Raw genomic sequence first — 17,964 nt, 5'->3', positions numbered from 1 at the left:
CCATGTCCGCCGTGGCCTTTCGTCCCTCCTCGCGCGCCTTTGCGCTGATCATTCTGCTGATCGCCGCCAGCGTGCTGGGCTTGGCGCCTATTCTAGTGCGGTTGACCGAAACGGGGCCGGCGGCGGCGGGGTTCTGGCGGTTCCTGTTCGCCCTGCCCCTGCTGACGATCTTGGCGTCGCGCGAACCGGGCGGCGTCGGCGCGCCGTCGAAATGGGCGCTGCTGGCGGGCCTGTTCTTCGCCCTGGACCTCAGCTTCTGGCACTACGGCATCGTCATGACCTCGGTCGCAAACGCGACGGTGCTGTGCAACCTGACGCCGGTCGTCGTGACCCTGTTCGGCTGGTTCGTGCTGAAGGAACGGCCGCACCGGCTGTTCATCCTGGCCCTGGCCCTGGCCATGGGCGGCGCCTTCGCCATGGCGGCGGGCGCTGATGGCGGCCAAGGGACCAATCCGACGCTGGGCGACCTGTTCTCCCTGTCGGTGGCGGTCTGGTACTCGGGCTATTTTCTGTCGGTGCAGGCGGCGCGGCGCACGGCCGGCGCGATGCGGGTGACCTTCTGGGCGACGCTGCTGGGCGCGCCCCTGCTGTTGATCGTCGCCCTGGCGCTGGGCGAGGCCGTCATCCCCGCCGGACCGGCCGGCTGGGCCGCCTGCATGGCCATGGGCGTGATGCACGTCTTCGGCCAAGGCGGCGTGGCCTGGGCGCTGGGCAAACTGCCCGCTTCGGTCACGGCCGTGACCATCCTGATCCAGCCGGTTGTCGCGGGCCTGCTGGGCTGGTGGATCTTCGGCGAAACCCTGACGCCGGTTCAGGCCCTGGGCGGCGCCCTGGTGCTGGGCGCCATCGTCCTGGCGCAGCGGTCCCAACACACCAAGACCGTCCAAGCCGCCGAGACCAAGCCGCAGGACGCATCAAACGGGCTCAAGTAGCGCGAGGCGCGGTAGCCCGGAAAAAACAAAACGGGCGCGGGAGAAACTCCCGCGCCCGCCTCTAAGCCTTGAAGGCTGGATCGACTTAAAGGACCTTGAGGTCGATCGCCGAGGTCTTGCCGCGCTGGTTTTCCAGCTCGTATTCGACCTTGGCGTTCTCATCGAGGCCCTGAAGTCCGGCCTTCTGAACGGCGGTGACGTGAACGAACACGTCGGAGCCGCCGCTATCGGGCTGGATGAAGCCGTAGCCCTTGGTGGGGTTGAACCACTTGACCGTGCCGGTCGCCATGTCTGCGTCTCCGTAAACGCGCTTTTCCAGGCGGATCCCCCTCGAGGTGACCCGACAATCCATCTGGACAGCTCGTTCAGGCGAAGGAGCGAAACGCGGGTTTGGACCCCACGCGAAATCCGGACTGCAGCGATGTTGTCACCCGGCTTTTCCAGACGGTCAACAGCAAAGCGAGTCGCACCGGATGCATTCAGGCTTAACGACAGAGGCCCCGCGCGGCCCCGTCGATGTGCAGATGGTTGGCGTGGGCGGCGTTGTAGTCCGGCGTCAACACCGTCGAGAACAGCTGGCAGGCCCCGTCGCGCAAGGCGTGGAGGAAGCGGCCGCCCGGCTCGCCCGCCGGCCCGTCGCCGCGCCAATCGTTCAGAACGCTGACGGTCCGACCGTCCTTCAAAGTCACCGCTGCGACATCCAGCGCATTGGCTTTGGCATGTTCGCTGGGCCGCTCGGCCTCGTCCTGCGAGCCGTAGATGCGGCGGCATGAATAGGTGCCGTAGTTCTCCACCCGCGCGGGCGCCGAGCCCATAATGTCGCGCGAGGCCGGGCGCAGCACCTGTCGATCCCAGATGACGTAGCGGACCGCCAGCGGGCACTGCATGACGACATCGGCCGGCGCCAGCGGCGTCACCTCGCCGCCCGTGATCCGCACCGCCCCGCGCACCACGCAGAAGCCGCCGTCGTCGCGGTCGGGCGCGCGTTCGACCTGAACCCCCGCATTGCGCAGCGCCTGCATACAGGCCTCGGTCGCGCCCTCGACAGCCTCGGGGGTGGCGGCGGTCGGCACATCGAAGGCGGCGACCTTTGCGGTGGTCGCGCGGCCCAGCGGACGATCCAGATCCAGCGGCTTCCACGGCAGGTCCTGGGGCGGAGCGAAGGCGTTCAACAACGCAAATCCGGCGCAGACCAGCAGCGCCAGCTCCCACACCAGATTCCACATGTCCGCCAGATCGCGCTTCATTCGGCCCCTCGGAGGCCGGACGGGCCCGGCGCCTTAACGCCCAGCTTCGCAGTCGGCTCCCTCGCCCTTGCTCTCTGCCGGCCCTCGGCCCACTCTCTTGCCATGGGAAAGAAATCCGACGCCTATGACGCCGAGCTGGAGCAGATTCAGCTGGCCATCGTCCAGACCCAGGCCTGGAGCATCGAGCATGGCTCGCGCGTGGTCATCGTGCTGGAGGGGCGCGACACCGCCGGCAAGGACGGCGCGATCAAGCGCCTGACCGAACATATGTCGCCGCGCCAGACGCGGGTCATCGCCCTGCCCAAACCCAGCGACCGCGAGACGAGCCAGTGGTATTTCCAGCGCTATGTTCCGCACCTGCCGGCGGCGGGCGAGACGGTGATCTTCAACCGGTCCTGGTACAACCGCGCCGGGGTCGAGCCGGTCATGGGCTATTGCACGCCCGAGCAGTACGCCCAGTTCATGACCGACGCCCCGCGCTTCGAGCGGATGCTGACGGACGACGGGATCATCCTGATCAAGATCTGGCTGGACATCTCGCGCAAGGAGCAGGCGAAGCGGCTGAAGGAACGCCGCGACGATCCGTTGAAGAAGTTCAAGCTGTCGTCGCTGGACGCCGAGGCCGAGGCGCGATTCGACGCCTATTCCGACGCCCGCGACCGGATGCTGGACGAGACCGACCGCGACTATGCGCCCTGGACCGTCGTCGCCACCGACGACAAGAAGACGGCGCGGCTGAACATCGGCCGCTACATCCTGTCGGTGCTGAGTCACACCAGCATCGACATCAAGAAACCGGATCCCGAGGTCGTGTTCAGCGCCGGAAAGGCCAAGGGCAAACTGGCGAGCTGAAGCGCCTCAGGCCGTTCTGACGATCCCGCCAGAGGCCGCCACCGGCCAGGGCGTCAGCCGCCCGCCCGCGCAGGGGCCGCCCTTGCATTCGCCGGTCAGCGGCTCGAACACCGCCGCGTGCCAGCCGCACAGGATCAGCGCGCCGTCTGGCGTCAGATAGCGGTCGATCTCCATGGCGATGGGAAAGCCCGCATGCGGGCAGCGATCGACCCAGCCCGCGACCTGACCGTCCTTCCTGACCACGAAGCCGTGGAAGAAGGCCTCGCCGATCTGCAGCACGAAGCCGCGCGAGCCGGGGTCGGCGATGTCGCCCTCGCCGCACAGGGCCACGCCGGGCGGCGTCTTCCAGACCCGTTTGCGCTCGGCCGGCGCCTCGGCCGCTTCAGACACGCTCGGCCTTCAGCGGGCGCGACAGCAGGCCGTCGATCAGACCATCGACATCGATCTCGCCGGCCAGCAGGGCGGCGACCCCTTCCGAAATCGGGATTTCCACGCCCAGACGCGCGGCCAGTTCGCGAACCGCCGGCGCGCTTTCATAGCCTTCCGCCACCGACCGTTTGCCGGCCAGGGCCTGTTCGACCGTCTGCCCCTGACCCAGGGCCAGACCCAGGCTCATGTTGCGCGACTGGGGGCTGGAGCAGGTCAGGACGAGGTCGCCCAGGCCGCATAGGCCCGCCACCGTCTCCGCCTGCCCCCCCATGGCGACGGCGAGGCGGGTCATTTCCGCAAAGCCGCGCGTGATCAGGGCGGCGTGGGCGCTGCGGCCCAACTGACGCCCCTCGGAGATGCCGCAGGCGATGGCCAGGACGTTCTTCAGCGCGCCACCCGCCTCGGCGCCCACCAGATCGGTCGCTAGATAGGGTCGGAAGCCCGGCGCCGACAGGGTGTTCAGCAAGGCCTCGCCTAGCGCCTGATCGGCGCAGGCCAGGGTCACGGCGGTCGGCAGGCCGCGCGACACCTCGCCCGCGAAACTGGGACCGGACAGGACGGCGGCGGGGGCGTCCGGCAGGGTCTCGGCCAGCACCTCGGTCATCAGCTTCATCGTGCCGCGCTCGACGCCCTTGGAGCACAGCACCACCGGCACGCCGGCGCGATAGTGGGGCGCAAACGCCGTCAGGGTCGCGCGCATGTGCTGGGCCGGAGGCACCGCCAGGATCACGTCGCAGACGCCCAGATCAGCCAGATCGGCGGTGAATTTCAGTTCGTCGGCCAGCGGCACGCCAGGCAGATACAGGTCGTTGGCCCGCGTCGCCCGCATCGTCTCGACCAACTGCTGCTCGCGCGCCTGCAAGGTCGTGTCCAGTCCGGCCCGAACGCAAACCTGCGCCAGGGCCGTGCCCCAGGCGCCTGCGCCGATGACCCCTGCCGTGCGGAATTCCATACGCCCTCCCGAGGCGGTTTCGTTCGTCATGCTTTCGCGCCCTTGCGGCCCGGCTTGTGCGAAGGATCGGACAGGGCCCGCGCTTCGTCCAGCGGCCATCGCGGCCGTGCGACAACGTCGATGTCGCTGGTCAGGCCCAGCGCCAGCCGCTCGGCCCCCGCCAGGGCGATCATCGCCGCATTGTCGGTGCAATAGGCCATGGGCGGCGCCAGGAAGTCGAAGCCGTGTTTCGCCGCCGTCGCCTGCAAGGTCGCGCGGATGGTCTTGTTGGCCGCGACCCCGCCCGCGACGACGAAGAGTTTGTGGTCATGCGTCTCCGCATAGGCCGCAAGCGCCCGCTCAGACCGATCCGACAGTTGGCGCGCAATGGCGTTTTGCACCGCATCGGCCAGATCGGCCTTATCCTGCTCGGTCTCGCAGGTCTGGGCGATGCGGAAGGCCGCCGTCTTCAGGCCCGAGAAGGAAAAGTCGCAATCCTTGCGGCCCAAGAGGGCGCGCGGCAGATCGATCTTCGACCCGTCGCCTTGCATGGCCAACCGCTCCAGCGCCGGGCCGCCCGGATAACCTAGCCCCAAGGCCTTGGCGATCTTGTCGAACGCCTCGCCGGCCGCGTCGTCAATGGTGGCCCCGATCCGGCTCATGTCGCCGACGCCGCGCACCTCCAGAAGCTGGCAGTGGCCGCCCGACACCAGCAGCAGCACGAAGGGATAGGCGACTTCCGCCCCCAGGCGGGCCGACACCGCATGCCCCTCAAGATGGTTGACCGCCACCAGCGGCAGGCCGCGCGCCAGCGCCGCCGCCTTGCCGAAGCTGAGGCCCACCATGACCCCGCCGACCAGACCCGGTCCGGCCGTCGCCGCGATCCCGTCCAGCCCGTCATAGGCCATATCGGCCTCGGCCATCGCGCGTCGCGTGACCTCGGCGATCATCTCAACGTGGCTGCGCGCTGCGATCTCGGGCACCACGCCGCCATAGGCCGCATGGTCGTCGATCTGGCTGTGAACGACCGAGGACAACACCTCCGCCCGACCGCCCGTCAGGCGCACGACCGAGGCGGCGGTCTCGTCGCAACTGGTCTCCAGGCCCAGCACCGTCAGCGGACCGGGACGAGGGGGGACATCCCGTCCAGTTGCTGACTTGGCGCCGCTGCTATAGTCGGCGGACATCTCCATCGGGTCGAGGTAGCGACCCGGCGACCGGTGCGCAACGCTCATGACCTTTCCCCTCCGCATCGGCACCCGACGCTCCAAGCTGGCGCTCGCCCAATCCGGCATGATGCAGCGCGCCATCGGCCGCGCCCTGAACGTGCCCGAGGCCGAGATCGAGACCGCCGTTCCTCTGGTCGAGATCGTCACCACCGGCGACCGCATCCAGGATCGCCGCCTGCTGGAGGTCGGCGGCAAGGCCCTATTCACCAAGGAGATCGAGGAGGCCCTGCTGGCCGGCCGGATCGACATCGCCATCCATTCGATGAAGGACGTCCCCGCCGAACAGCCCGAGGGCCTGTGCATCGCCGCCATCCCCGAGCGCGAGGACGCCCGCGACGCCTTCATCAGCCGCGACTTCGACAGTTTCGACGCCCTGCCCTTCGGCGCGCGCCTGGGCACCGCCAGCTTGAGACGGCAGGCCCAGGCGCTGGCCCTGCGGCCAGACCTGAAGGTCGAGATGCTGCGCGGAAATATCGACACCCGCCTGCGTCGCGCGGCCGATGGCGATTTCGATGCGATCCTTCTGGCCGTCTCGGGCATGACGCGCCTGGGCGTCACCGACCATATCCGCGAGAAACTGTCGCTGGACGCCTTCCTGCCCGCGCCGGGCCAGGGCGCCCTGGCCATCCAGACCCGCGCCGCCGACATAGACGCCCCCCTGAATGCTCATTGGGTCGCCGCCCTGAACCACCCCCAGACCGCCATCGCCGTCGCCGCTGAGCGCGGGGCCATGACGGCGCTGGAGGGGTCGTGCCGCACCGCCGTCGGCGCCTATGCCCGCATCGCTGACGACAGCCTGCACCTAACCACCGAAATGCTCAGCCCCGACGGTTCGGCCCGCTGGCGCCGCGTCGGCGACCTTCCTCAACCCACCGAAGCCGACGCCCGCGCCCTGGGCCAGCGGTTGGGCGGCGAGGTCCACGCCTCCGCCGGCGATCAGGAAGTCGATCCCGCGACGCTGGACGGATGACTGCGGCGCCCCCCCGCATCTGGATCACGCGCGCAGAACCTGGCGCCTCGCGCACCGCCGCACGCCTGCGAGACATGGGGTTCGAGCCGATTATCGCCCCTCTGCTGGCGATCGAAAACCTGACCCCACCTGTCCCCGACCTGACCCCGTTCACCGCCCTGGCCTTCACCAGCCTGAACGGCGTCGCCGCCTTCGCCGCCCTGACCCGCGAACGCGACCGCCCGGTCTTCGCCGTGGGCGATGCGACCGCCCAGGCCGCCCGCGACGCCGGCTTCGCAGAAGTCCGCTCCGCCTCCGGCGATCTCCACGCCCTCGCCCGCCTGATCGGCTCCGAACTGAGCGACGGCGTCGTGCTGGTTCCGCAAGCCGAAACCCCCGCCGGCGACTTCGACGCCGCCCTGGTCCTCGCCGGCGCCCGCAACGTCTCGATCCAGCCACTGATTGTCTATCGCGCCGGACGCACCCCCGTCGCTGCACCCACGGAGTTCGACGCTGTCCTGATCCACTCCCCCCGCGCAGCGCATATCCTGGCCGAACAAGGTGCACCCCGGCTCTCGCACGCCATCACGGCCTGCATCTCTCCCGCCGCGGCCGCCCCGCTGGTCGCCCTGGGCCTGACGCCGGCCGTGGCCCAAACGCCTGACGAAGCCACATTGCTCACGATCTTGAAAGCGGCGCTTGGCAAGCGCGATGCGGCCGTATAAAGACCCCGTCTCGCGCGGACTGCTTCGTTCGTCGCAACCGGGCCGCTTTAGCTCAGCCGGTAGAGCACATCATTCGTAATGATGGGGTCAGGTGTTCGAGTCACCTAAGCGGCACCACTTCTCCGAGCGCGGTTCGCGCGGGAGGCGGCGTCTAGATCGCTGAAATATATCCTCAAGGTTGAATCGTCACCTGCAACGCACGTAGCAATCCCTAGCTGAGCAGCTTTGGCTTGACGGGATCGGTGTTTTGGGGCCATGGCGCCGCATTATCTATGCCCGCAGGCCGACATGAACGACGCAGTTGATCCCGTAGACATCGCCATCGGCGGACGCATCCGCACCCGTCGTGAGGAACTGCGCATCACCCAGGCGCAGTTGGCCGCCGGCGCAGGCGTGACCTTCCAGCAGATCCAGAAGTACGAGCGGGGCGTGAACCGCGTCTCGGCCGCCCGCCTGCTGCAGATCGCTTCGGTGCTGAAATCGACCGGCGCGGCCCTGCTGGGCGAACTGGAAACGGCCGAGGGCGACGAACTGGCTTTGGCCGCCCCCGGGGTCGCCGAGCTGCTGGCGGCTTTCCGCGGCATCAAGGACGCCGCTCAACGCGACGCCCTTCTGACCGTGGCCAAGGGCCTGCGCGGCTGATCAGGCCCGGTTGCTGGCGCTTTTCAGCAACTGCTCGACCTCATCGCGATGATCGGCGCCGTCGAGAGCCGCGCCTGCCAACCACGACTGGATGGCGTCCAGCGCACGTGCATCGCGACCGTCCGAGCGGCCGGCGTCGGACAGGCTCTGGCGGATGATCTCGATCATGCAGACGGCTTCGACGGCCGAGGTCGGGGCGTGATCGAGAAGCGTGGTTTCCGCCGCTTCCATCGGCGCCAGATCCAGTTCGACGAGCAGGTTCTCGCCGCTGGCGGGCAGCGATGACGATCCGACCTGTTTCGCCAGATTGGCCGTTTCCAGCCACGAGCGGAAAAGCGGCATGAAGGGGGGGGTGGTTTGGGTATTCATGACATTCAGACTTTCTGCAGCGCCCGGATCGATCCGGGCGCTGATTTGGGACGGGCGTAGGGGGCGCACTGAGCCTCCAAGACGCCTAAGAGGGCGAGGAGCAGGAGCTCGAACCAGACGACCATTCGGGTCGATACGATCGACCACAGCAGGGCGTCAGAACCGGCGATGCCGGCCAGATGGGTCGAGACCGCGATAAGCTGGGCTCCGGCGGCAAGAAGCAGCCACCATCGGTCGTAGCGGAGAGCCAGACCGACCAGCAGACAGAACATGGACACCGACAGGATCGCCACCCCCCACCGGAAATGCCCGATGAACAGGTGATCGACCAATGGCGTGCCCCAGTTGAGGACGACCAGAGCGACCAAGGCGATCCGCTCCGGCATACGGCCTTTCCAGAGCAGAAGCGCCATGACGCCGTAGGTCAGACACGCCAGAAGCAAGGACAGCGGCGACCCCATTCCGACGGCAGCGATCAAGCGGCGACGGAGAGAACCGGGGCGAACCCAGTGGGTTTGACCGTCTTGTCTTCGTGCGCACCGTCCAAATACCAGCCGACCTGATGATCGTCGGCGACCTGGGCCAGCTCGCCATGACTGGCGATGACCGAGCCGCGAACCTCGGCGAGTTGGCTGAGGCCGCGAACCATATTGGCCAGGGCCTCCTGTCCGACTTCCGCCGCCAGGCGCGCCTCGACCCGACCTTCCAGCGCCGTCTGGACCAGCCGGCAGACCTCGATCATTGCCTGATCGACGGCGTGTTCGGCGGTTCTGACCTGTCGCGCCACGCGGACGCCGACGTGCATGTTCTTCATTGGCTCGTCTCCCGTTAAGCCTTTTGGTCAGCGCATTTCAGCGGGAGCGAGCCGGTCGAAAAGGGATGGAACCACCATGCCCGCCGTCACGATCCCGATGGCGAACAGAAGGGCGATAGCGGCCCCGGCGACGATGATCCCCACTCTCGCCAGAGCGCCCCGAGGAGGCGCAGGCAGAAGCCAGGAAGTCGTTGGGTCGGAAACCGCATCGTCCGACTGTTCGGCCGACGTGGGATCATTGAGCGTATTGGGGCCGGTGTCGGGAATGAGTATCGACGCCTCTGAGTAGCCAATACTCAGTCGCCGGGCCGCCAGTTTGCGATCCGAAACGCCCAGCTTGGCATAGGCGCGATGCAGGTGATTGCCGACCGTGCGCGGCGAGATACGCAGGCGCGCAGCGATTTCCTTGTCCTCAAGACCCTGACCGGCCAAGCGGACACATTCGCTCTCTCTCGTCGTCAGGCCTTCTGGCATGGGGACCCCCTTGGGCCTGTTTACCCTAAAATGAGGGGGAGTCAGCCGATATGCTTACGCCGCAAAGCAGTTTCTAGCGGCTGGGCGCTGCGTCAGATCACTTGAACATATAAGCATATCTTTATATGTCTGTCGGTCTGACACTGACAGGAGCCTCTCTTGGCCGCTCGTTCTTCCTTCCTCTTCACCTCGGAAAGCGTTTCCGAAGGCCACCCCGACAAGGTCGCGGACCGCATCTCCGACACGGTCGTGGACGCCTTCCTGGCCAAGGACCCGGAGGCGCGCGTGGCGTGCGAGACCCTGGTGACGACCCAGCGCATCGTGCTGGCCGGCGAAGTCCGCGCCACCCAGCCGGGCAACACCAAGGAAGAGAACGAAGCCTTCACCCAGAGCATCATCGACAGCCTGGAGCCGCTGGTCCGCGCCGCGGTCAAGGACATCGGCTACGAGCAGGACGGCTTCCACTGGGAGACGGCGGACTACTCCTGCTTCCTGCACGCCCAGTCGGCCGACATCGCCGTCGGCGTCGACTCGACCAACGAGAAGGACGAGGGCGCGGGCGATCAGGGGATCATGTTCGGCTATGCATCGAACGAGACGCCGGAGCTGATGCCGGCGACCCTGCAGTACAGCCACAACATCCTGAAACGTCTGGCCGAGCTTCGCCACGCCGGCGGCTCGCAGCTCGAGCCCGACGCCAAGAGCCAGGTCACGATCGAGTACGAGGACGGCAAGCCGGTCCGCGCCACCTCGATCGTCCTGTCGACCCAACACGCCAAGGGGCTGAGCTCTGAGCAGGTCGCCGAGATCGTCAAACCCTATATTCTCGAAGTGCTGCCGGAAGGCTTCACCGACGAGAACACCGTCTGGCACATCAACCCCACCGGCATCTTCGAGATCGGCGGACCGGACGGCGACGCCGGCCTGACCGGCCGCAAGATCATCGTCGACACCTACGGCGGCGCGGCGCCCCACGGCGGCGGCGCCTTCTCGGGCAAGGATCCGACCAAGGTGGACCGTTCGGCCGCCTATGCCTGCCGCTACCTGGCAAAGAACGTGGTCGCCGCCGGTTTGGCCGACCGCTGCACGATCCAGATTTCCTACGCCATCGGCGTGGCCAAGCCCCAGTCGATCCACGTCGATCTACACGGCACCGGCAAGATTTCCGAAGCCGTTCTGGAAGACAAGATTCTGGACCTGATCGGCGGCGCTACGCCGCGTGCGATCCGCCAGCATCTGCAACTGAACAAGCCGATCTACGCCCGCTCGGCCGCCTACGGCCACTTCGGCCGCGAGCCGGATGCGGACGGCGGTTTCAGCTGGGAAAAGACCGATCTGGTCGATCAGCTCAAGGCCTTGGCCTAAGTATCGGTCGTCTCAACCGGAACCGCTTCGCGATTCCGGTTGAGACGCTAGTCATTCCTGCGTCAGTGGAACCGCAAAAGCGGTTCCACTTCAAGCGATCGCAGATTTAGAAACGCGCGTTGACGCTGAGTTGGAAGGTGCGGCCAACCGTGCTGACGATAGCGCCAACGGCCTCCTCTTCCCAACGCTTGTTCGAGACATTGTTGACGTTGAAGCGCAAATCAACCGCATCATTGAGCTCGTAGCCGACATACAGGTTGTATAGCGCGTAGCCTTTGCGATCGAGATAGGCGTTCTGTTCGATGGTCGCCGGCACCGCTCCATTGAAACGGATCGTATCCGAGATCGTGGAGAAGTTCAGGCTGGTCGAGAGTCTCTTCAGCGAGTAGCCGATCGTCGTGTTGCTCTGCCATTTCGGCGTGCCGATGCTGCCGAGATATTGTTCGGTGTCTCCCGGAAGCCCCGTCCCGCTAAAGCTCGACTCGTAGATGCGGTAGAGGTTGCTGTTCACCGACACCCTGCCCCAGTCGCTCGACGATTTGAACAGTTCCGCCAGATCGAAGCGATAAAGCACGACGAGGTTGGCGGCGCGCAGGTTGGTCTGCGCCAGGTTCAGATACGTCGACTGCCAGCCGTCATTGACGCTGAAGGCGCGGCTGGCGTTGGGCTCCGTACCGGAGGTGTAACGCGGAACCGAGCTGCAGGTATTCAGACCGAACTGAGCGTTGTTGTCTGGGTAGGACGCGGAGTCGTAGCAGTAGGTCAGAAGCTGTTCCGCTGACACGCGGGTCAACTGATCCTTCAGTTGAATGTCGATATAGTCGAACGACATCCGCAAGTTCGGTACAAAACGCGGTTCAAGCACCACGCCCGCCGTCCAGCTTTCACCGCGCTCCGGCTTCAGTTCCATGTTGCCGAAGCGGGCGCCCAGCACCGATGGCGTGCCGGGATTGAAGGTGCTGAGGAAGGTTTCGGCCTCGGCGTTGGTCGATGCGTATCCTGCCGCGCGAACAGCGGCGATACAGTTCGCCTTGCGCGTCGCCGGGTTCAGGCCCGAGTTGATATTGCCGACCGCGCAAGGGTCGCTCATCGACGTGAAGGAAGCCTGACCGCCCAAAAAGAGCTCAACGCCGTCCGGCTGACGGATTGAGCGGGTGACATTGCCGCGGAAGGTGATGTCTCGGATCGGCTGGAACGTGGCAGCCAACGACCAGATCTTCGAAAGTTCGCCCTCGTAGGACGGGCTGATGGTGGTGCCTAGTTGGTTGACGTATGTCGATGCGTTCCCGGTCTGTTTGGACCAGCGAACCGCCGAGTTGATTTCCAGGCGTTGCGCAAACGGTAGGTTGAAGCCATTGCCAAGGACGGGGACGTTCACCTCGACGCCGTACTCCTGCGCCTCGGTCTCGTACTGAGTGGCCGAGATCGCCGCCGACCGCGTGCGGCCGTAACGTGAAATCTCGTCGACCCAGTAGTCGTTTTTGGTGGTGCGGCGTTCGGCGGCCAGCGCCACGCCCAGCGGACCGCCCGGCAGCCGGAACAGGTCGCCGGTCACCGAGCCTTGCAGGAAGGTCTGGACGTTCTCAAACGCGTAGAACTGCTGAGCGGTGACGTAGTCCTTCGCCGCCTGTGTCATCTGGTCATATCCGAAGGGATTCAGCGGCTGGCAGCCGTCGATCATCGCCTGCGTCACGACAGGTGTGAACGGCTGCTTGGCGACCAAGCCATCCGGCCGCGGAGTGTCGGCCAGATTGGTGACGATCACCGATGGACTCTTGCCAAGATAGGCGGCGGCATTGGTCTTGGCGCGACACGTGATGGCGCCGCTGCCGTCGCGAACGGTGTCGATCGCCAGCAGATACTCCAGGTCACGGATACCGGTGAAGTCGACCTTACCATCAGCCTTACCGTAGGTGTAGGACAGATCCCAGGTCCAGTTTCGCTGAAGAAAATCGAAGTCGCCCTTCAGGCCTTGTGCGAAGTTACCGATGTTGGTGACGCCGCGCAGCCGGTTGTCGCCCAGGATGTCCTGGTTGGTTCGCGACATGATGAAGTTGTTGGCGGTGTTGACCGCGCCGCTATTACGCAGCAGCTGCTGCGACGTCCCACTCAGGTACGGGTTGTTAATGCTGACCAAAATGCCCGAAGATTCGCTTCCGGCCGAGGTCACGGCGTTGCCTGGCGCGCCATTGCGCGGAAGGACCGTTTCGACGGTCGAATAGATGTTCTGGCTATAGGCCTGAATGTGGTCGTTGATGTCGAAGGTCGCAAAGACCGTAAAGTTCTTACGGGTCTGCGCATTTTGAATCAGGCTGTAACGGCTGGTGTTATTGCCTTCGATTCCTGGAGCGACACCCAGGGTCCCCTGGGCGTCTGGCGCAATATTGGCGAAGGACCAGTTTTCGGCCTCACCATTGGCGTTGAACCGCACAGGCCTAGCGATGAAGGGGAATAGCGCGCGAGTCGCCGGATCTGTATTCGCTACACGCGGAATGTTCGAATAAAGCGAGCCAACGATCAGATTGATGTCGGTGTTGGGGTTCTGGGCCAGATACTCGCGCAGGGTCGGCAACTTGCTTTGCAAAACGTTGATGGCGAGCGTGTTCTGCTGAGCGGCGGTCAGGCCAGCGGGAGGCGTTACGCCATATCTGGCGAAGACCGCCGCAGCCGTGACCCCGGTCGGCAACGATGTTGGCGCGAAATTGGGGAAGGTGCCTGACGGCGCGCTAGTGAAATAGAGACCGTTGCCGGTGGGAATGCCGGGGACCAGTTGCGACGTCGAGCTGACCGAACCCGTCGGCAACAGACACGCCGTCACCCCGGCGATCGTCGTCGGACAGGCTGCGGTAGCGCTCGATGGCGTGAAGGCAATACCCGACGGGTACTGTAGCGAGTTGCGCGCAAAATAGGCGTAGGCCGTAGATGGCAGGCCGTCGTCGGTGTTGCGCAGGAAGGCGCCGTTATTCAGACCGCTGACATCGATGGCCGCGTTCGCTGCGAAATTCGGGTTACGCTTGGAACCGTTGAAAGCATTTGTCACCGCAGTCGCGGCGTCGAGCGTCCACGTTCGGGCGTCGGCGTACAGCGCGTCGGTTTCAGTCTGTTCGAACGCCAAGGTGAGATTGGCCCGGTCCCCCATCAGGTTTTGACCGTGAATGGCGCTCAAGCTGTAGCGATTGGCGTCGCCGTGGGCAGAGGTCCGGGCAGAGACGCGCGCCTCGCTGCCCACGTACTTGTCTTTGATGATGTAGTTGATCACGCCGGCGATAGCGTCCGACCCATAGGCGGCGGCGCCGCCGACGGTCAGGGTGTCAACACGGTCGATGAGCTGTGACGGAATGGCGCCGAGATCAACCTGCGAGCCCGCGTTGTTGCCGGTTACAAACAACGTCGCCGCATTACCCGACACCTGGCGTCGTCCATTGACCAAAGTCAGAGTACGCTGGCTGCCGAGACCTAACAAGTCGGCGAAAGCCGTGCCGAGGCTTGAGGTCTGACCACCGTTGCTTCCGTAGGGGCTAGCGCCAGCATAAACCATCGGCTGACTGAGCACGATGTCGTAAGCGTTGTTAAAGCCGCGCTGAACGATCTCTTCCTTGGTGACTTGAACACCGGGAATCGTTCCGTCGAACTGTGGGCGCTTGATGCGCGAGCCCGTAACAACAACCTCCGTCACGGTTGTTGCATTTGGCGCAGCGTCTTGAGCTTGCGCCTGGAAACCACCCAGCATGGCGGTCATTGCCACACCCGTTAGCAAAGCAATCTTCATCTCAGTTCCTGAATACCCCCATCCGCACTAGCGGCTGACGCATAGCTGCCACAGGAAAGATGTGTTTTGGAGCAGAATTCGCCTCAAATGATGAATTCAAGGCATTGCGTCACATTTTTGCACTATAATTGCTTGTTTGTCGTCACGATTTTACCCCGGACTACTCTGACGCGACGTAGGGTTGAGCACATCCGTTGTGCGTAACCCTCACTTGAGGTTGCGCCCGGAATGCGCTTTGCTTGACGCACCCTTCGGAGGTTGCAGCGCACGATCTCGACCCTCAAGCTGAAGACCGCACGCCATACCGCGACCTTATAGAATAGCCTGAAACGGCCGGTCCGGTGTCTCGCTAGCGACTATCGCTCTGTGGCGAAGTAGATCGCCAAGCCGCCTTAGGCGTCGCCGGTGGCCATATCCGCGACGGTCAGGCCGCGCACGCCCGCCAGATTGGCGTCGGTCAGGTCGGCCTGACGGGTTTGAGCGCCGTGCATCGTTGCACGGCCCAGATCGGCGCCGGCCAGGACGGCGCGCTTCAGGTCGGCGCCCGACAGGTCCGCGCCGCGGAGCACGGCGCCCGTCAGATCTGCAGGCATCAGCCGGTCGGCGGCGATCAGAAGCGGGCCAAGTTGCGCCTCGCGCATGTCCGCTCCGTTCAGTCGCGCACCCCGCAGGCGCGCGCCGCGCAGGTCGGCGCGCCGCAGTTTGGCCGAGCGCAGGTCGGCATTGTCGAGCTGTGCGCCCTGCAACTGCACCCCCTCCATATCCAGGCCGTAGAAGACCGCGCCCTTGGCCGACAGGGCGGTCAGGTTCAGGCCCGTGATCGACTTCAGCGGACGCAGGTCGACGCCGTTGAAGACCGACGGCTGTCCTTCCGCGCCGCCGGTCTCGCACCAGCGCGCATGTTCGCGCAGCATCTCGGCGGCCGGCATCTTTTCCACGGACTCGCAGGACGACTTGTTGTCGGTCAGGGCGCCCTGCATGTCGGCGCCGTCGGCGCGCCACATGGTCGTCTTGCAGCCCACCAGGATGGCGTCGCGAAGGTCCGCGCCCGACAGGTCCGCCCCTGACAGATCGGCGCCGGCCAGGTCGGCCCCGCGGAAATCCGCCTGTTTCAGATTGGCCCGCACCAGCTTGCAGTCCTTCATCACCGCGCCAGAGAAGTCGGCCTTCACGGCGATGACGCCGGCCATCTTGGAGCGTTGAAGATTGGCGCCGGCCAGGCAGGCGCCGCTGGCCTCGGTCTCGTCGCGGTGGCGCGGTTCGATGACCTTGAAGCCCAGTCTGGCGTCGGCGGCCGCGATGGTGCCCTCGCGCAGGTCGGCTTCGAACAGATCGGCCCCCGACAGGTCCGCCCCCCGCAGGCAGGCGCCGCGCAGGTCGGAGCGGCGCAGGCTGGCCTCGGCCAGGATCGCATCCTGCATGTCCGCGCCAAAGAAATTGGCGTTGTCCAGCTTGGCCCCGGTCAGATCGCAGCCTTCCAGACAGGCGGCGGCGAAATCGGCGTCGGCCAGATTGCGGCCCTTCAGGCTGAGGCCCGACAGGTCCATCCAGGCGAAGACCGCGCGGGCGCCGCCGGGGCGGGCCTGGAATAGTCGATCATGCTTGGCGCAGATGACGTCCAGCTCCGCCTGCGTCAGGCGCTTTCTCACGAGGGGTTCAGCGGCGAGGGCCATCGGGGCACATTACGCGCCCTGACTTAAGAAACCTTTGAACGGCGAAGCCGCCTCAGACGGTCAGCAGCCCCTGAGCCTGAAGGGCCTCGGCCAGTTCGCCCGGCCCGGTCCACAGGCGCGTGTAGCCCGCTTCGCCCAGTCGCTTCAGCTCGGTGACCAGATCGGCCTTGGGCGAGGCGACGAACCGGCCGTCGAAGCCCGAGCCGTCCTCGCTGATGCGCACCATCGGGCGGCCGGTTTCCAGTCGGTGCAGGAAGCCTTCGCACAGGGCCGCGCCCTCTTCGCACATCAGGCCGGTCTCGACCGTCAGCCCTTGTGCGCGCAGTCGCTCGGTGCCGCGCCCGGCCGCAAACGGCGACGGGTCCATACAGGCGATCACGACCCGCGCCACGCCCGCCTCGGTCAGAAAGTGGGCGCAGGACTTGCGGCCGGACGACCGAGCGCCGCAGGGTTCGAGCGTGACATAGACGGTCGAGCCCACGACATCCGCGCCGGCGGCCGGCACGGCCTGCTCCTCGGCATGGGGACGACCGCCCGGCGCGGTGGCGGCCTGGGCGATGACCCGGCCGTCCTTGACGATGACGCAGCCGACCGCCGGGTTGGGCCAGGTCTCGCCCATGCGGCCGGTCGCCAGGGCGATCGCCTGGGCCATGAAGGCCTGGTCGGCTTCACTCCAGCTCATGATGCGGTCGGCAATGTCTCGGCGCGAGCGGCGTCGAGGTAGCGGGCGGCGGTGGGCTTCAGATCCCCGTCCAGATCGATCTCCAGCGGATTGCCTGTGGGGATTTCGACGCCGACGATCTGATCGTCCGGCACGTTGAACAGCAGTTTGACGATGGCGCGCAGGGAGTTGCCGTGGGCGGCGATCAACACGTCCTCGCCCGCCTTCAGGCGCGGCGCGATCTCGGCGTCCCAATAGGGCTTCACCCGGTCCAGCGTGGTCTTCAGGCTTTCGGTGTCGGGAATGGCCTTACCGGCGTAGCGCGGGTCGGCGTTGAAATCGAACTCGCCGCCAGGGGCCAGCGGGGGCGGCGGCACATCATAGCTGCGGCGCCAGATCTTGACCTGGTCTTCGCCGTGCTTCTGGGCCGTCTCCGCCTTGTTCAGACCCGTCAGACCTCCGTAGTGGCGCTCGTTCAGGCGCCAGTCCTCGATCACCGGCACATCGGTCAGGCCCGCCGCCTGCAACGCCAGTGCGCCGGTGCGCTGGGCGCGCGTCAGGACCGAGGTGAACATCACCGCTGGCTTGAACCCGGCCTCGGCGATCAGTTCGCCGCCACGTCGCGCCTGGGCCTCGCCCTCCGCCGTCAGATCGACATCGACCCAGCCGGTGAAGCGGTTCTCGAGGTTCCACTGGCTCTGGCCGTGGCGGAGCAGGATCAGGCGCGGCATTCGGTCGGTCCTTCGGAATACGGCCTTTCGGGGTAGGACGCCCTCCGAAGTCGGTCAAGGCTCGCGGGCCTCGCCATCGCTTGTCGCGCCGCGCAGGTCGGGGTAACGGTCAGATCGATGTCCGACCGTTTTTTCTTTCCGTTGGCGCTCGCCGCCGCCGTCGTGATGATCG

19 protein-coding genes and 1 tRNA gene are annotated in these 17,964 nt (G+C 65.9%); 7 read left to right on the top strand and 13 right to left on the bottom strand.

Features of this window, described 5'->3' with window-relative positions:
• The first annotated feature begins 2 nt into the window (after positions 1–2).
• Positions 3–932 (top strand): DMT family transporter, encoded by a 930-nt coding sequence (locus BVE01S_RS13775; RefSeq protein ID WP_066628704.1) that lies wholly within the window; start codon positions 3–5, stop codon positions 930–932.
• An 85-nt stretch (positions 933–1,017) separates the two neighbouring features.
• On the opposite strand, the gene BVE01S_RS13770 is transcribed toward BVE01S_RS13775, so the two are convergent.
• A complete protein-coding gene (locus BVE01S_RS13770) occupies positions 1,018–1,221 on the bottom strand; it encodes a cold-shock protein (protein ID WP_017505920.1) in 204 nt (67 codons plus the stop codon).
• A gap of 196 nt (positions 1,222–1,417) precedes the next feature.
• Positions 1,418–2,179 (bottom strand): extensin-like domain-containing protein, encoded by a 762-nt coding sequence (locus BVE01S_RS13765; protein WP_066628701.1) that lies wholly within the window; start codon positions 2,177–2,179, stop codon positions 1,418–1,420.
• A gap of 102 nt (positions 2,180–2,281) precedes the next feature.
• Here BVE01S_RS13765 and ppk2 point away from each other — a divergent pair, with 102 nt between their 5' ends.
• Positions 2,282–3,031 carry a polyphosphate kinase 2 gene (gene ppk2, locus BVE01S_RS13760; RefSeq protein WP_066628694.1) on the top strand — a complete coding sequence of 250 codons (750 nt, stop codon included), beginning with the start codon at positions 2,282–2,284 and terminating at the stop codon, positions 3,029–3,031.
• Between the two features lie 6 nt (positions 3,032–3,037).
• Here the strand turns inward: ppk2 and BVE01S_RS13755 are convergent, their stop codons facing one another.
• Genes BVE01S_RS13755 through tsaD form a run of 3 tightly spaced genes read right to left on the bottom strand, consistent with a single transcriptional unit; the run spans position 3,038 to position 5,578 of the window.
• Positions 3,038–3,421: a Rieske (2Fe-2S) protein gene (locus BVE01S_RS13755; RefSeq protein ID WP_066628691.1), complete on the bottom strand. Its 384-nt coding sequence runs from the start codon at positions 3,419–3,421 to the stop codon at positions 3,038–3,040.
• Positions 3,414–4,412, bottom strand: a complete 999-nt coding sequence (locus BVE01S_RS13750) for an NAD(P)H-dependent glycerol-3-phosphate dehydrogenase (RefSeq protein ID WP_066628688.1) — start codon at positions 4,410–4,412, stop codon at positions 3,414–3,416. The genes BVE01S_RS13755 and BVE01S_RS13750 overlap by 8 nt, the downstream gene beginning before the upstream one ends.
• 26 nt (positions 4,413–4,438) lie before the next feature.
• On the bottom strand, positions 4,439–5,578 hold the full coding sequence (gene tsaD / locus BVE01S_RS13745; protein WP_370667761.1) for a tRNA (adenosine(37)-N6)-threonylcarbamoyltransferase complex transferase subunit TsaD: 1,140 nt from the start codon (positions 5,576–5,578) through the stop codon (positions 4,439–4,441).
• Positions 5,579–5,624: 46 nt separating this feature from the next.
• Here tsaD and hemC point away from each other — a divergent pair, with 46 nt between their 5' ends.
• From hemC to BVE01S_RS13725, 4 genes are all read left to right on the top strand, one after another.
• Positions 5,625–6,590, top strand: coding sequence for a hydroxymethylbilane synthase (hemC, locus tag BVE01S_RS13740; protein WP_066628687.1), 966 nt, complete (start codon positions 5,625–5,627; stop codon positions 6,588–6,590).
• Positions 6,587–7,294, top strand: coding sequence for a uroporphyrinogen-III synthase (locus BVE01S_RS13735; RefSeq protein ID WP_066628686.1), 708 nt, complete (start codon positions 6,587–6,589; stop codon positions 7,292–7,294). Before hemC ends, BVE01S_RS13735 begins: the two co-directional genes overlap by 4 nt.
• A 41-nt stretch (positions 7,295–7,335) precedes the next feature.
• Positions 7,336–7,411, top strand: a tRNA-Thr gene (locus tag BVE01S_RS13730).
• Between the two features lie 171 nt (positions 7,412–7,582).
• Entirely contained in the window at positions 7,583–7,936 is a 354-nt protein-coding gene (locus BVE01S_RS13725; protein WP_039246365.1) for a helix-turn-helix domain-containing protein, read from the top strand.
• Here BVE01S_RS13725 and BVE01S_RS13720 read toward each other — a convergent pair whose 3' ends face one another.
• The 4 genes from BVE01S_RS13720 to BVE01S_RS13705 are packed head-to-tail and all read right to left on the bottom strand — an operon-like array spanning position 7,937 to position 9,593.
• A complete protein-coding gene (locus BVE01S_RS13720; RefSeq protein WP_066628683.1) occupies positions 7,937–8,305 on the bottom strand; it encodes a hypothetical protein in 369 nt (122 codons plus the stop codon).
• A gap of 5 nt (positions 8,306–8,310) precedes the next feature.
• Positions 8,311–8,784, bottom strand: a complete 474-nt coding sequence (locus BVE01S_RS13715) for a hypothetical protein (RefSeq protein WP_244878388.1) — start codon at positions 8,782–8,784, stop codon at positions 8,311–8,313.
• Positions 8,781–9,119: a hypothetical protein gene (locus BVE01S_RS13710; protein ID WP_167544806.1), complete on the bottom strand. Its 339-nt coding sequence runs from the start codon at positions 9,117–9,119 to the stop codon at positions 8,781–8,783. Before BVE01S_RS13710 ends, BVE01S_RS13715 begins: the two co-directional genes overlap by 4 nt.
• 27 nt (positions 9,120–9,146) lie before the next feature.
• Complete coding sequence (locus BVE01S_RS13705; RefSeq protein WP_066628679.1) at positions 9,147–9,593, bottom strand: helix-turn-helix domain-containing protein; 447 nt, start codon at positions 9,591–9,593, stop codon at positions 9,147–9,149.
• A gap of 159 nt (positions 9,594–9,752) precedes the next feature.
• On the opposite strand from BVE01S_RS13705, the gene metK reads away from it, so the two are divergent.
• Positions 9,753–10,958, top strand: coding sequence for a methionine adenosyltransferase (gene metK / locus BVE01S_RS13700; RefSeq protein WP_066628676.1), 1,206 nt, complete (start codon positions 9,753–9,755; stop codon positions 10,956–10,958).
• A 106-nt stretch (positions 10,959–11,064) separates the two neighbouring features.
• On the opposite strand, the gene BVE01S_RS13695 is transcribed toward metK, so the two are convergent.
• The 4 genes from BVE01S_RS13695 to gpmA form a co-directional block, all read right to left on the bottom strand.
• Complete coding sequence (locus BVE01S_RS13695; RefSeq protein WP_084375412.1) at positions 11,065–14,727, bottom strand: TonB-dependent receptor domain-containing protein; 3,663 nt, start codon at positions 14,725–14,727, stop codon at positions 11,065–11,067.
• A gap of 392 nt (positions 14,728–15,119) precedes the next feature.
• Positions 15,120–16,400, bottom strand: a complete 1,281-nt coding sequence (locus BVE01S_RS13690; protein ID WP_066628668.1) for a pentapeptide repeat-containing protein — start codon at positions 16,398–16,400, stop codon at positions 15,120–15,122.
• Positions 16,401–16,452: 52 nt separating this feature from the next.
• Positions 16,453–17,082: a bifunctional diaminohydroxyphosphoribosylaminopyrimidine deaminase/5-amino-6-(5-phosphoribosylamino)uracil reductase RibD gene (locus tag BVE01S_RS13685; RefSeq protein ID WP_017505935.1), complete on the bottom strand. Its 630-nt coding sequence runs from the start codon at positions 17,080–17,082 to the stop codon at positions 16,453–16,455.
• Positions 17,079–17,792: a 2,3-diphosphoglycerate-dependent phosphoglycerate mutase gene (gene gpmA / locus BVE01S_RS13680; protein ID WP_066628666.1), complete on the bottom strand. Its 714-nt coding sequence runs from the start codon at positions 17,790–17,792 to the stop codon at positions 17,079–17,081. Before gpmA ends, BVE01S_RS13685 begins: the two co-directional genes overlap by 4 nt.
• Positions 17,793–17,964 lie beyond the last annotated feature (172 nt).

It is taken from the genome of Brevundimonas vesicularis NBRC 12165, assembly GCF_001592205.1.
Taxonomy (GTDB): domain Bacteria; phylum Pseudomonadota; class Alphaproteobacteria; order Caulobacterales; family Caulobacteraceae; genus Brevundimonas; species Brevundimonas vesicularis.
This window is presented reverse-complemented; position numbering and strand designations above follow the sequence as displayed.